At 34.1% G+C, this 14,064-nt stretch carries 15 protein-coding genes; 11 read left to right on the top strand and 4 right to left on the bottom strand.

Features of this window, described 5'->3' with window-relative positions:
- Positions 1-17 precede the first annotated feature (17 nt).
- From ilvE to EPK97_RS22345, 3 genes are all read left to right on the top strand, one after another.
- Entirely contained in the window at positions 18-896 is an 879-nt protein-coding gene (ilvE, locus tag EPK97_RS04455) for a branched-chain-amino-acid transaminase (RefSeq protein ID WP_162035370.1), read from the top strand.
- A 156-nt stretch (positions 897-1,052) separates the two neighbouring features.
- Positions 1,053-1,943 carry a LysM peptidoglycan-binding domain-containing protein gene (locus EPK97_RS04450; protein ID WP_162035369.1) on the top strand — a complete coding sequence of 297 codons (891 nt, stop codon included), beginning with the start codon at positions 1,053-1,055 and terminating at the stop codon, positions 1,941-1,943.
- Positions 1,944-2,018: 75 nt separating this feature from the next.
- Positions 2,019-2,666: a BofC C-terminal domain-containing protein gene (locus EPK97_RS22345; protein ID WP_162035368.1), complete on the top strand. Its 648-nt coding sequence runs from the start codon at positions 2,019-2,021 to the stop codon at positions 2,664-2,666.
- Between the two features lie 122 nt (positions 2,667-2,788).
- On the opposite strand, the gene EPK97_RS04440 is transcribed toward EPK97_RS22345, so the two are convergent.
- Both EPK97_RS04440 and EPK97_RS04435 read right to left on the bottom strand, forming a co-directional pair.
- The gene (locus tag EPK97_RS04440; protein WP_162035367.1) at positions 2,789-4,114 is read right to left on the bottom strand and encodes an ArsB/NhaD family transporter; all 1,326 of its coding nucleotides are present in this window, start codon (positions 4,112-4,114) and stop codon (positions 2,789-2,791) included.
- Positions 4,115-4,146: 32 nt separating this feature from the next.
- Positions 4,147-4,581, bottom strand: coding sequence for a hypothetical protein (locus EPK97_RS04435; protein ID WP_162035366.1), 435 nt, complete (start codon positions 4,579-4,581; stop codon positions 4,147-4,149).
- A gap of 172 nt (positions 4,582-4,753) precedes the next feature.
- Between EPK97_RS04435 and EPK97_RS04430 the strand changes: the two genes are divergently transcribed.
- The 8 genes from EPK97_RS04430 to yajC all read left to right on the top strand — a co-directional run bounded on the left by EPK97_RS04430 (position 4,754) and on the right by yajC (position 12,511).
- Entirely contained in the window at positions 4,754-5,425 is a 672-nt protein-coding gene (locus EPK97_RS04430) for an MgtC/SapB family protein (protein ID WP_162035365.1), read from the top strand.
- 146 nt (positions 5,426-5,571) lie between these two features.
- Positions 5,572-6,084: a crossover junction endodeoxyribonuclease RuvC gene (gene ruvC / locus EPK97_RS04425; protein WP_162035364.1), complete on the top strand. Its 513-nt coding sequence runs from the start codon at positions 5,572-5,574 to the stop codon at positions 6,082-6,084.
- Between the two features lie 5 nt (positions 6,085-6,089).
- Positions 6,090-6,710, top strand: coding sequence for a Holliday junction branch migration protein RuvA (gene ruvA / locus EPK97_RS04420; protein ID WP_162035363.1), 621 nt, complete (start codon positions 6,090-6,092; stop codon positions 6,708-6,710).
- A gap of 11 nt (positions 6,711-6,721) precedes the next feature.
- The gene (gene ruvB / locus EPK97_RS04415; protein WP_162035362.1) at positions 6,722-7,729 is read left to right on the top strand and encodes a Holliday junction branch migration DNA helicase RuvB; all 1,008 of its coding nucleotides are present in this window, start codon (positions 6,722-6,724) and stop codon (positions 7,727-7,729) included.
- Between the two features lie 180 nt (positions 7,730-7,909).
- The gene (locus EPK97_RS04410; RefSeq protein WP_162035361.1) at positions 7,910-9,991 is read left to right on the top strand and encodes a SpoIID/LytB domain-containing protein; all 2,082 of its coding nucleotides are present in this window, start codon (positions 7,910-7,912) and stop codon (positions 9,989-9,991) included.
- 5 nt (positions 9,992-9,996) lie between these two features.
- Positions 9,997-11,037, top strand: coding sequence for a tRNA preQ1(34) S-adenosylmethionine ribosyltransferase-isomerase QueA (queA, locus tag EPK97_RS04405; RefSeq protein ID WP_162035360.1), 1,041 nt, complete (start codon positions 9,997-9,999; stop codon positions 11,035-11,037).
- 25 nt (positions 11,038-11,062) lie between these two features.
- Positions 11,063-12,196, top strand: coding sequence for a tRNA guanosine(34) transglycosylase Tgt (gene tgt / locus EPK97_RS04400; protein ID WP_162035359.1), 1,134 nt, complete (start codon positions 11,063-11,065; stop codon positions 12,194-12,196).
- Between the two features lie 15 nt (positions 12,197-12,211).
- The gene (yajC, locus tag EPK97_RS04395; RefSeq protein WP_162035358.1) at positions 12,212-12,511 is read left to right on the top strand and encodes a preprotein translocase subunit YajC; all 300 of its coding nucleotides are present in this window, start codon (positions 12,212-12,214) and stop codon (positions 12,509-12,511) included.
- Between the two features lie 80 nt (positions 12,512-12,591).
- On the opposite strand, the gene EPK97_RS04390 is transcribed toward yajC, so the two are convergent.
- Positions 12,592-13,449, bottom strand: coding sequence for a phosphatase PAP2 family protein (locus EPK97_RS04390; protein ID WP_162035357.1), 858 nt, complete (start codon positions 13,447-13,449; stop codon positions 12,592-12,594).
- 88 nt (positions 13,450-13,537) lie between these two features.
- Positions 13,538-13,921, bottom strand: a complete 384-nt coding sequence (locus tag EPK97_RS04385) for a TIGR04086 family membrane protein (protein ID WP_162035356.1) — start codon at positions 13,919-13,921, stop codon at positions 13,538-13,540.
- Between the last annotated feature and the right edge of the window lie 143 nt (positions 13,922-14,064).

Below are 14,064 nucleotides of genomic sequence, written 5' to 3'. Positions count from 1 at the left end.
ACGGAGGTGTATGATTTATGGCACAGTGGATTTACTTAAATGGGGAATTTGTAAACAAAGAGGACGCTAAAATATCTGTGTATGATCATGGTTATTTATATGGTGATGGAATTTTTGAAGGCATCCGAGTATACGAAGGAAATATATTTAAATGTAAAGAACATTTGGATCGATTGTATGATGGGGCTAAATCTATTATGCTAGAAATTCCATTATCTTATGATGAGATGCAACAAGCTTTAGTTGAAGCTGTGAAAAAAAATGAGATTATAAATGGATATATCCGTTTAGTCATTTCGAGAGGTACTGGTGATCTTGGTTTAGATCCACGTAGATGTCCAGTTGCAAATATCATTATTATTGTTGAACAACTATCCATTTATTCTGAAGAAGATTATTTAAATGGGGTAAAAATTGTTTCTGTTTCTACTCGTAGAAACATTCCTGATGCTATGAATCCAAAAATAAAGTCTTTAAATTATTTAAACAATGTTTTAGTAAAAATTCAGGCCAATTTAGCAGGTGTGGGAGAAGCGCTGATGTTGAATTCAGATGGGTTTGTTGCAGAGGGTTCTGGTGATAATATATTCATCGTAAAAGATGGAATTATTACAACACCACCATCTTACATAGGTGCACTTGAAGGAATCACTCGAGCAGCGATCATTGATATTTGTAATCAACACGGGTACCCTGTTAAAGAACAACCTTTTACACTTCATGATGTATATGTTGCGGATGAAGTATTTCTAACGGGCACAGCTGCAGAAGTGATCGCTACGCGGGAGGTTGATGGTCGTATTATTGGTGAAGGTAAAGCGGGACCTATAACGATGCATTTGTTAAAGGAATTTAGAAAAATTGTAAATAAAGATGGAGTTCAGGTTTATAAATAATTTTTAAGCGCTTTTGTTCTAACCATTCGAAGAGTTTTTTCGGATGGTTATTTCTTTCTAAAAGATTTTCTTTATTTTTGTAGGTTGTTTTAGATGTCAAATGCCTATTTCTTGCATACACTGTACTAATATACTTGTATGAAGGAGGTACGGCAAGTGAAAATTCACATTATCAAAAAGGGAGAGTCGCTGGAGCAGTTATGTAAAAAGTATGAAGTAGATGTAGATAAAGTACTTGAAATAAATGCATCCTTATCACGAGGGATTGAACTTAAACCTGGTCAAAAATTAAAAATTCCTTCTAAAACTAAACAAATTAAGTTTGAAAGACCTAATCAAAAAGAATTCAAAACACATCAGGTTAATAAAAAAGCAGCTAAAGAATCTGTTCCAACAGGAAAACATAAAGATTTGTTTGATGAATTTAATGTTCCTGCTACAGAAGTAGGACATTTTTATGATGTCCCACCAGTACCAGAATTAAATGAAATAGAGACAAAATCATTTGAAAAAAATAAACAATTCCAATTTGAACAGAACAAAAATGCATTTCATCCTCAAACGCCTTATGACGCAGTGAATCATCAGCAGTTTCAATATCAGCAACAGCAATTTCAGAACCAAATGCCACATGAACAAGTATCTAATCCATGGTGGAATTCATACGCTCAAACTACAAATCTAGAACAACCACATGTAATTAACCCATATATGTCATTTGTGAATACACATCATTTTATCCCAGCAAATGAATACTCGATGAATAATCCCAATTATCAAATACCTATGGAGCAACAAGCTGTAAACAAAGCTGCAAGTCCAAGAACAAATCAGACAGAAAAATCAACTTCTAATCCTAAAAAAGACTCATCAGATAAGAAGTTAAAGGAAAGTAAAGTAAAAACAAAAAAAAGCTCAGCAAGTGAAAAACCAACAAAAAAGGATGCAGCACAAGCTAAAGTTAGAAAATCTACCAAACGAAAGTCGATAAAAAATAACCAACATACATCAAAATCGAAAAATAACAGCCCTTGGATAAATTTGTAACAATTTAAGTATAAACTCTTCTTTAAATGGTTAGAATAGGAAAAAAATCTCTAATTGTTAAAGAAGGGGATCAATGTGAGTTTTACTAAATTTCTAAAACAATTAAAAAAACAATTACGTATGAAGAGAAAATGGCTGACATTAGCAGCATTTATCATTTTGATTGGTACAATATCAGTGTCAATTTTATTAAATGAGGAAAAAACAGATATAAAGTCTACATTTTTGAATGATTTTTCTACTGAAAAAGATTTGGATCAATTACAGAAGAATGAAGGTTCTTTAGAACTCTTAATCACAGATTCTCAACAAAGAGAAGTGATCATTAAAAAAATGTATGTTTGTGGAGAAGAAGTTGAATCACTAGGAAGTTTAAATAGTCAGGAAATTTTAGAGCTGTATCAAAATAACCCCCAATATACTTTTGAATTTACTGAAGAAGGCAGTATTGTATTTTCTGAGTCTATAGAAGACCTTTCACCTAAATGTAAGGAAAGTGCCTATTTTGGAGTTAGTGAGGATGGGAAATTAACATTATTTGACGGTTTACCTATACATGACAACGTGCTTCGAACTTTTTTTCAATTGAACATTGAACATTTGGAAAGTAGTTTACCAGTAGGTACTGTACAACAATTAGTTGAAGGAATTAGAATTAAAGACTTTGAAGATTACAATAGTATTCTCTCAACATTTAGCGAATTTACAGCGGTTGATCAATAAGAAAAACCAATCTTCAGAAGTGGTTTTTCTTCGTTTAAAAAAGAGATAGACATTTATTGTCTATCTCTTTTTTTAGGACTGTTCAGAAACTTCCACATGGATTTATTTTTGTTAGTTTATGTTTATAGGAAGAATAAAAACAAATATACGTGTGCGATAATGAGGGAAACGAGTGTAATTGGAGCCCCAATTAATAAAAACTTTATATAACTAAACCCTTTTCCTTCACGAGAGGCCATACCAGCTACAATGACATTTGCTGATGCACCTATTAAAGTACCATTTCCTCCTAAACAAGCACCTAATGCTAATGACCACCATAACACCTCAAACTGTGGTGAATCTGCGCTCAGCCCCATTCCAGTTGCCATATCCTGCAATAATGGGATCATCGTGGCAACAAAAGGTATGTTATCTATTGTGGCAGAAGCAACACCTGAAATCCAAAGAATTAAATAGGCAGCGAAAGGGATATCTCCACCAGTTACATCCAACGCTTTTTGAGCTAAAGATCCAATTAAGCCAATATCAATAAGACCACCGACTAATGTAAATAATCCAACAAAGAAGAAAATGGTTACCCATTCTACAGATTCAAAAACCTCTTCTAAGTCGTGTTCTTTTACTCCAATTAACATAAGCAGTGTAGCACCTGCCATGGCAATAACAGCAGCTTCAAGATGAAGCACATTATGAAGCATAAATCCAAGAATGGTTAGAAGTAGCACTGCTACAGACTTTTTCATTAATACAGGATCTTTAATATATGATTTTTCATCTAAACTCATCAGCTTATCGATCATTTCTTGGCTTGTTTTAATCTGCTTACGATAAATAAAATAAACGATGAACAGCGTAACGGCCATAATTACTACTACAACAGGTGCAAGGTTAATTATAAATTTGTTGAACGTTAAATGCGGATTGGCTGAACCAATCATAATGTTTGGAGGATCTCCTACAAGGGTTGCTGTTCCTCCGATATTTGAAAACAATATTTCCGATATTAAGAATGGAACTGGATTTACATTTAAAATCCTTGTGATTGAGAATGTAACAGGAACAATTAAAAGAACAGTAGTTACATTATCTAAAAATGCGGAACCAACAGCTGTTAATAAAGAAAGGTAAAGTAAGATACTGATTGGATTTCCTTTTGCTACTTTTGCTGTTTTGATAGCCACATACTGGAATACACCTGACTTACTAGTGATACCTACAAGTATCATCATACCAATCAATAAAGTAATCGTATCCCATTCGATATGATGAGTAAATGCAAGTTCCAAATCTACAATTCCAAGCACAATCATTAATCCAGCACCAAATAATGCGATGACGGCTCGATTGATTTTTTCGGAAATTATAAAAGCATATGCAAATAAAAAAATTGCAATGGCAGCCCAATATTGAAAATTACTTACTTCTGATATTACTTCTTCGTGCAACGTACCCAACTCCCTCAAGTGAATATGTATTGTTAGTTATCTGCAATGACTTCTCCGCCGCAAGATGGACAAGTTAGTTTAGATGTGTCTGCATTTAAATCTGAAACAAAAAATGAAAATTCACATTGCTTACAATCTACTTTTAATAAGCGATCAATTAGCAGTTTTTTCGATTTTGAACCCGGTACAGATGTTTCAATAACTTCAATATGCTCATCATTTACTGAATCATCTTCTTCTAACAACTTCCCTTTTGTTTCTTCTTCAGTACGCCAATCACTCCCTACAATATGTTGTTCTAACATACTATGAGATGTGTTTTTCATCATTTTTTTTGCAAGGCTAACCAGTTGTTCATTTGTTAAAGAATCAAACGCTAAGTCGCTATTTTGTTTATTCCAATATCCTTTAAGATGGTCTTCAGTAAAAACTAATTTGACCACCTTATGAATCACAACATTTTTCATATGTTCTCCCCCTTTTTCATGATTCCCTAAAGAACATTATATGTGTTTTTAGACTCATTCTCAAATGAATTTAAAATTTAAATGATAAATCAATGTTCTTACCATATAATATACTTAATCTAAACCATTATGTATTTAATCATTCCTGTAGAGATAAGGAGAAGTGATGAAAATGATGGAAATTTGGTTGAAGCTTGGACTAGCATCCGCAATGGGGTTTATGATCGGGATTGAACGTGAGATTAGAAGAAAGCCACTTGGACTAAAAACATGTTTTGTTTTAGCAGTAAGCAGTTGTTTGTTAACGATTGTTTCCATTGAATCTGCATATCAGTTTGATAAACCAGATCGAATTATGATGGACCCGATGCGTTTAGCAGCGCAAATTGTTACGGGAGTCGGGTTTATTGGTGCGGGTGTTATTTTACGAAGAAGTAATGATGTGATAAGTGGATTAACAACAGCTGCGATGTTATGGGGCGCATCTGGCTTAGGTATTGCCGTAGGTGCTGGGTTTTATATAGAAAGTCTAATAGGTGTTGCATTTATTTTATTTGGTGTTGAAATTATTCCCCTTCTTTTAAAATGGATCGGTCCTAAAACGCTTAGACTCAAAGAAAAAAAGTTGAAGATTTTCCTTGATAACAATGAAAACATGACAGAAATCATAAAAGAAATCAAATCAAAAAAAATAAATATAAAAAACGTGATAGTGAAGGATTTAAAGGAAGGGAAATATCTTATGGATCTTCGCATTATGGTGGATGAAAAACATTATATAACAGATGTATATTATGATATTCATAGTATTCAAGGGGTCTTGAATGTTGAAATAGAAGGATAGTTAGACAAATTGGGAAACGAAGAAATAAAGTGTCACTGTAGTAGAAGTCTGTTATAATTATATCGATACATATGTTCGCTATCGCATTTACATAAGGGAAGTTTTACTGGTAAAATATTTTTTAAATAGAGACAGGGGAGACAGGGTTGCGAATATTAGGAATTGATCCGGGTTATGCCATTGTAGGATTTGGTTTTGTGGATAAAGTTGGAAACAAGCTGGTACCAGTTCAATATGGGTGCATACAAACGAAAGCCCACACCGATCCAGCAATTCGCTTAATGGATATTTATGATTCATTAATTCAATTAATTGATAAATATAAACCAGATGCAGCTGCAATTGAGCAATTATATTTTAATCGAAATGTAACCACTGCAATAGCTGTAGGGCAAGCTCGTGGTGTTTTAATGTTAGCTTGTAAACAAAAAGGGCTGGAAATCGGAGAGTATACACCGCTGCAGATCAAACAAGCCACCGTTGGTTACGGAAAGGCAGAAAAAAAACAAGTTCAAGAAATGGTGAAAATGTTTTTGAGTTTATCAGAAGTACCTAAACCAGATGATGTTGCTGATGCATTAGCTATTGCAATATGTCACGCTCATACATCCACTCTGCAAAATAAATTAAAAAATAATATATCTAGAAGAGGAATGTAATTATAATGTTGGATTTTTTAAGAGGAAACGTTGCACATATGGAAACGGATTACATTGTGTTGGATGTGAACGGTGTTGGATATAGGGTTTTTTGTTCAAATCCATATGTTTTCCAAGATGATAAAGAGGTTCAGGTTTTTATTCATCAGCATGTTAGGGAAGATGCTATTTTACTATATGGTTTTAAAACAAGAGAGGAACAAACTTTATTTCGAAGATTGATTGATGTTTCAGGAATAGGACCACGGGTTGCCGTAGGTATTCTTTCAGGAGCTACTCCTCAAAACATTATTAGCTCAATACAGCAGGAAAACATTACTTTTTTAACCAAACTTCCTGGTATAGGTAAGAAAACTGCACAAAGGGTTATTCTCGATTTGAAGGATAAATTAGACCACATTGTGTCCGATGTTTCACCACTTGACTTGAATGCGGCAGTTTCGTTGGATCAAAGTGAGGTCTCGATGCCTGCTCCATGGATGGAAGCAAAAGATGCATTAATTGGTTTAGGTTATTCAGAAAGAGAAGTGGATCAAGTTTGGGAAGTTTTACGAACTAAATTGGATCAAAATGATACGGTAGAAACGATGATGAAAAAGGCTTTACAATCCTTGTTTGAGGGTTAAGGAGGAGAAACATGGATGATGATCGTATTATATCAGCTAATTTAATGATGGAGGATCAAGAAGCGGAATTAAGTTTAAGACCTCGATTTTTGGCTGAATATATTGGACAAGAAAATATTAAAGAAAATCTGAAAATATACATTGAAGCTGCAAAATTACGTAAAGAGGCACTAGATCATGTACTATTGTACGGACCTCCTGGATTAGGAAAAACGACGCTCTCTAACATTATTGCAAATGAACTAGGAGTTAATATTCGTGTAACTTCTGGTCCTGCCATTGATCGACCTGGTGATCTAGCCGCGATCCTAACGAACCTACAAGAAGGCGATGTTCTTTTTATTGATGAGATCCACCGTTTAAATCGACAAGTGGAAGAAGTATTATACCCTGCAATGGAAGACTTTGCATTGGATATTATTATAGGTAAAGGCCCTAGTGCACGTTCAGTTCGCTTGGATCTAACGCCATTTACACTAATCGGAGCGACAACGAGAGCAGGATTGTTGTCCTCGCCATTACGAGATAGATTTGGTGTTTTGAGCCGTTTAGAGTTTTATAATGTAGACGAATTGAGTTTTATTGTCACGAGAGCCTCTGAAATTTTAGAGGTAGCCATTATTGGAGAAGCAGCTACAGAAATTGCAATGCGCTCAAGAGGTACGCCTCGTATTGCGAATCGCCTTTTAAAAAGAGTCCGTGATTTTGCTCAAATAAAAGGTGATGGAATTATTACTTTAGATATTGCTAAAACAGCTCTGAAAAACATTCAGGTAGATGATTTAGGTTTGGATCATATTGATCACAAAATATTAAACACCATCATTAAAAACTTTGCTGGCGGTCCAGTTGGATTAGAAACGATAGCTGCAACCATTGGAGAAGAAGGTCAAACGATAGATGACGTTTATGAACCTTATTTATTACAAATCGGCTTTTTGCAGCGGACACCTCGGGGAAGAGTCGTTACTCCACTTGCATACAAACATTTAGGAATTACGATGCCAGGAGAACAATAGTCAGGTATAAACCAATTATGATTCTAAAGAATGGTTGATATAAGGCGCACATCAGTTAGTGGGTCTTATTCCTTATTTTTTGGAGATGCTAATGAAACTTTTAACTGTGAGCAGAGTCTAAAATAATAGAATAGTAAACCTTACCAAAATATTAGCTTTTACAGGGGGATCGTATAATTTATGTCACTTATTCAAACGCAAAAGGGAATGAAGTTAGGACTAGTTTTTGTTATGCTTTTTTCAATGATATTTTTTCAATTTTCAGGCAAAACGTATGCCGCTAAAAGTTTAGAAGATATTCGTGTAGCATTGATGATACAATCTTTACATACTCAATCTAATGTCACTTTATTTGCAAGTGGCGGTTTAGAAGTAGGGGTTAAACAATCGTCTGGTATAGATAAATGGATTTCAGAGGATGTTTCAAAAAAAATAAAAGTAAGTATTGATCAGTATATGCTTAAAATAATAGAAACTAGTGATTTTAATCAGGCGAGCTCTTTAAGTGAAAAAGTAGAAGATGGATCAGGATTCATTTTTAAAGTAAATAGGGAAGGAAAAACCTTATATCAAGTGTATGCAGGAACTTATGCTAGTATAAGTGAAGCAAAAAATATCAGGTCTACCCTTGAAAAATCTTTAAATCTATCAAATATTGTAATTACTGGGCCAAACTATTTGAATGCAGCTTCATACGATCATAAAAAAGATGCAGAAAAGCTAATTTCTGACTTAACTGGAAAAGGAATCGACGCCTATTTAGTATATCAAGAGAATAATAATGGTGACTTAATTTATTCTGTTTGGGTAGGAGAAGCAATAGATCAAAATGATTTAGGCGAAATAAAAAATGAGGTCGAGGGTTTATTTTCTGAATTGGAATTAAAATCGATAGAAGTTGATTCCCCCTATATAGTCGTTAGAAATGGATTATCTTCGAATGACAAAGGGTCAACGATCCCACATTATTTCTTTAATGCAAATGAACAAAAACTATGGATTACATCTGATTCATCAGATATTCAAATTGAAGAGAAGTATAATCGGACATATAGAGGTAGCATAGAGATAACGCAATATAAGGATCGTTTAGCCGTTATTAATGAACTTCCTTTTGAACAATATTTATATAGTGTTGTGAGTACGGAAATGGGTGCAGACTGGCCAACCGAAGCTTTAAAAGCGCAGGCTATTGCAGCGAGAACATATGCACTTCAACTAGGAATGAAATATGGTATTGCACATATTTCGGATACTACATTTGATCAAGCTTATAAAGGATCTAATGTGGAAAATGCCCATGTAACAAATGCAGTGAAAGATACAGAAGAAATGGTTTTGAAAGATTCAAATGGAGATTTGATCATCCCCTTTTATTATTCTAATGCGGGTGGCTTAACAGCTTCTCCTTCAGAAATATGGGATTCTCCGATTAATTATGTGGAGAGTGTACCTAGTCCTGATGATATTGCTGAGGAAGGTCTTCTCTTGTGGGATCATGTTGTCTTATCTAACGGAACGATTGGATATATACGTACGGATTTCACATCTAATACGAGTAAAACAAATGCAGCGGGTTTTCCAATTGTGAATGTCACGGATAATCAAATTAATGTAAGACAGGCTCCTTTTGTAAATAACGATATCAATGCCCCTATTGCAAAAGTGAGTGTAGGAGATCAATTAATTTTACTTGATCAAGTGATAGAGTCCAATTCATTTCGATGGATAACAAAACCTTATTCTGCTGCTGAATTACTTAAAAGTATTAACCAAACTTCAAATAATGTAATCACTGGGGAATTAGAAACTTTGGAAATTACAGATCGAGGACCTTCAGGGAGAGTTCTTGAAATAGAAGCAAATGGAACAGTCGTAGATGTAAGTTATCCAGATCGTTATCGAACTGCTTTAAACAGTATTAGAAGTACTAGATTTGAAATTGATCAAACGAACAATTATACTGTATTAGGTGCGGATGGGCATACATCAGAGTTTCCTGATTCCGATGAAAGTTTACATGTGATAGATTCAGGATCAACTTCTGAAAAAGCTGATACAGATTTCATTGTACTAAATGGGGAAAATCATATCCGTGTACTTACTGAAGAACCTCAGTTTCGTATGATTGGTTACGGATTTGGTCATGGTTTAGGTATGTCTCAATGGGGGGCGAGACAGCTTGCTGAATTTGTAGAGTATGATTACCAAGAAATTCTGAAATACTACTATAAGGATGTTAACATCGAAAAGGTTGATTAATAATCATGAATGTAAATTTATATAATTTTGATTTACCAGAATACTTAATTGCTCAGACACCACTAGAGAACCGAACTAAATCTAGATTATTAACATTAGACAAAACATCGGGGGATGTAAAACACAAGCAGTTTGAAGATTTCATTCATTTTTTGCAGCCCGAAGATACGCTTGTGCTGAACAATACAAAGGTGATTCCTGCAAGGCTCTTTGGAATTAAAAAACATACGGGTGCAAAAGCAGAAGTTTTATTGTTAAAAAATTTAGCAAATGATCGTTGGGAAGCATTAGTTAAACCAGCAAAAAGGTTGAAAAAGGGATCGGTAATTGAGTTTGGTACATTGGATAACCCTCTTTTAACTGCTGAAGTTGAAGAAGAAAGTGAAATGGGTCAGAGAGTTTTAAAATTTTCATATGATGGCATTTTTCCAGAACTCTTAGATCAATTAGGTCATATGCCTTTACCTCCGTATATAAAGGAGCAATTAGAAGATAAAGATCGTTATCAGACGGTGTTTGCCAAAGAAGAAGGTTCAGCAGCAGCCCCAACAGCAGGTTTGCATTTTACTGAATCCTATTTAAACAAAATTAAAGATAAAGGTGTTAAGATTACTTATGTTACACTACATGTTGGTCTTGGCACTTTTAGGCCAGTTTCTGTAGAGGATATTCATGATCATAAAATGCATTCTGAGTATTATGAAATTAGTGAAGAATGTGCCAATACTTTAAATGAGTCTGTTAAAAGCGGAGGAAGGATTATTGGTGTTGGAACCACTGTGGTTAGAACGTTAGAAACTGCAGCAAATCATCAAAAAATTGGCGAATTCCAAGCATGTAATGGCTGGACAGATATCTTTATATACCCTGGTTATGAGTTGAAGTTGGTTAATGCATTGTTGACTAACTTTCATTTGCCTAAATCTACTTTGCTGATGTTAATCAGTGCATTTGCTGGAAGAGAAAAAGTGTTACAAGCATATCAAGAGGCTATCCAAAAAGAGTACCGTTTTTTTAGTTTTGGAGATGCCATGTTTATTTATTAAAAGCAAGAGAGGACTATAGTTAATAATGCCACTAAAATATGAACTAATAAAAACGTGTAAACAGTCTGGTGCACGGTTAGGTAAAATCCATACTCCGCATGGAACAATTGATACACCTATTTTTATGCCTGTTGGCACACTAGCGACAGTAAAAACGATGAGCCCTGAGGAATTGAAACAAATGGAGGCTCAGATTATTTTAAGCAATACGTATCATTTATTTTTAAGACCAGGTCACGAAATTGTGAAAGAAGCTGGTGGGTTACATACTTTTATGAATTGGGATCGCCCCATTTTAACAGATAGCGGTGGATTTCAAGTTTTTAGTTTAAGTGAAATGAGAAAAATCACTGAGGAAGGTGTGGAGTTTCGTTCTCATCTTAACGGTGATAAATTGTTTATCTCTCCTGAGAAGTCGATTGAAATTCAAAATGCGCTTGGAGCAGACATTATCATGGCATTTGATGAATGCCCACCTTATCCAGCAGATTATGAATATGTAAAAAAATCCTTAGAACGGACCACCAGATGGGCAGAACGTTGCATTCAAGCTCATCAAAGAAAAGAGGATCAAGCTTTATTTGGTATCGTACAAGGTGGTATGTATGAAGACCTAAGAAAACAAAGTGCAGAACAGTTGACTTCTTTTGATTTTCTAGGTTATGCTATTGGTGGACTAAGTGTTGGTGAACCAAAACATTTGATGTATGAGGCATTGGAATATACAGTTCCACATCTTCCAACTCAAAAACCTCGTTACTTAATGGGAGTGGGTTCTCCAGATGCTTTATTAGAAGGGACAATTCGTGGGATGGACATGTTTGACTGTGTGTTACCTACAAGAATTGCTCGAAATGGTACTACGATGACTAGTGAAGGCCGATTAGTTATACGTAATGCCAAGTTTGAAAAAGACTTTGGACCACTCGATCCAAATTGTTCTTGTTACACTTGCACTCATTATTCACGTGCATACATACGTCATTTGCTAAAAGCAAATGAAATCTTTGGAATTCGTTTGACAACTTATCATAATCTACACTTTTTAATTGAATTGATGAAAAATGTCAGACAAGCAATATCTGAGGATCGGTTGTTGGATTTCAAAGAGGAATTTTTTGATCAGTATGGCCTACATAATAATGATAAAGGATTTTGAAAGGAGGGTTAATACATGTTATTAGCAGAAGCAGGAACGCAAGCATCAGGAGGGAATATTTTTTATACATTTGTATTTCCATTAGTATTAATGTTCGCAGTATTTTATTTCTTGTTAATCAGACCACAGCAAAAAAAGCAAAAAGCTCGTAACTTAATGTTAGGAGATTTGAAAAAAGGCGATAAGGTCATTACAATCGGTGGACTTCACGGTTCAATTTTTGAGATTACAGATGATAAGGTAGTTCTTCAAATCAATGATGCTACAAAAATGACATTTGATCGTTCAGCAGTAAATGGTGTGAAAACGGATTAAATGATAAAAATAAAAAAGCAAGGATTCGGATTTGTATTTCCGTATCCTTGCTTTTTTTACTTTCAAGTGGTTAGCTAATTTTATTGTTCAATTGTTTCATTTGAGCGGTTGTTTTGAGCATCTTGCCCAGCTTTACTTTTTCCAAATCTAAATCTTCCATCAGCGATACGTTGTGCAGTATAAGATGCAAATAATGCAAGTAATACGCCACCAATCATATCCGTTATCCAATGAATACCTAAATAAAATATGGAGAATATAATAATACCTGCGCTGATTAGAACAATTCTCTTCCATCTAATATTGTTTGATTTTAACGCAATTAAAGAAAGAGTGACGGAAATGGAAGTATGCAAACTTGGGAAACAATTATTTAATCCGGAAAGAGCTCTATATTCAGTTTCAAACGTTGGAAAAACATCAAGCATCAAAAATTGTACCCCGGCAGGTTCATGTGCCCAAACTTCATTAATAGGAAAAAATAAATAAAATGGGATCGCTATTCCGTAGTTAAGCATGATAGCATAACAAAATGTATAAAAAAGTTTATTATCTTTTTCATTTAAATAAACTAAAAAAGAAGCGAAAATTAATGTAGTGAAAACCACCACATAAAAATAAACAACGACGTTAGTAAGTATATCATTGTGAAAGAAGTTCTGAATTGTATATATAATATTTCCTTCCCATCCATAAAACAGAGAAGTGAAATCATAATTTAAATTCATTTTTTCTTCGATAGTCAATTCTATTTTATTTAAAAACAATATAAAAGCTATAGCAACAAAGTGTAATATCATTTTCCAAGAAGTAAAAAATTGTTTTAATGATATGAAAGCAGGAGCTAAGGGGTTTTTGGGATATAAATATACGAATAGTACTACAAGGGTTAAAAAGATATAAATATAAACTTCGGTCATCGACTCAATAGTCAACATTTCCCCCTCCTTACATATATATTATAAAAACATCAGCAACTGTTAATTATAGCATATAATAAGGAGGATGTAAAAAAAATGATAGTTATTATTTTCTGAAATTGACTCCAAAAATTCCACCAACTGCTCCTAATAAGAAAGACAATAATAAGAAGATCATAGATTTTGTAGTTAGTATTAAAGAGTCAAATCCTAAAAAACTGATCATCAAGATTAATATACTATAGATGACCCCTAATAAACCACCATAATACCAACCTCGAGTCCCTTTTCCTCTTCCAGAAATAAAACCACCTATAAACAGAGATAAACCATGAATGAAATATACATATGTATCTAGTGAACCTTCCCTCATACTGCTGAATTTAAGAATAATGGATGTGATCAATGTTAAAATTGCCAGTGCCACAAATGCATAAAAAATACCAGAAAGCATAGGGGAAAATGATCTCATTTGTGTTGCTTTATTCAAAATATTCACCTCCAGAATCGAACACTTAACACAGTTTATGGTCAAGCACTTAAAATTAGTACTTATATTATTTGAAAATATTCATATTTTGCCAAGTTCTGTGGAAATTCTGAATATCTTTTCGAAAAGGTAAGTTACGCCTA

It is taken from the genome of Chengkuizengella sediminis, from assembly GCF_010078385.1.
Lineage (GTDB): Bacteria > Bacillota > Bacilli > Paenibacillales > KCTC-33759 > Chengkuizengella > Chengkuizengella sediminis.
This window is presented reverse-complemented; position numbering and strand designations above follow the sequence as displayed.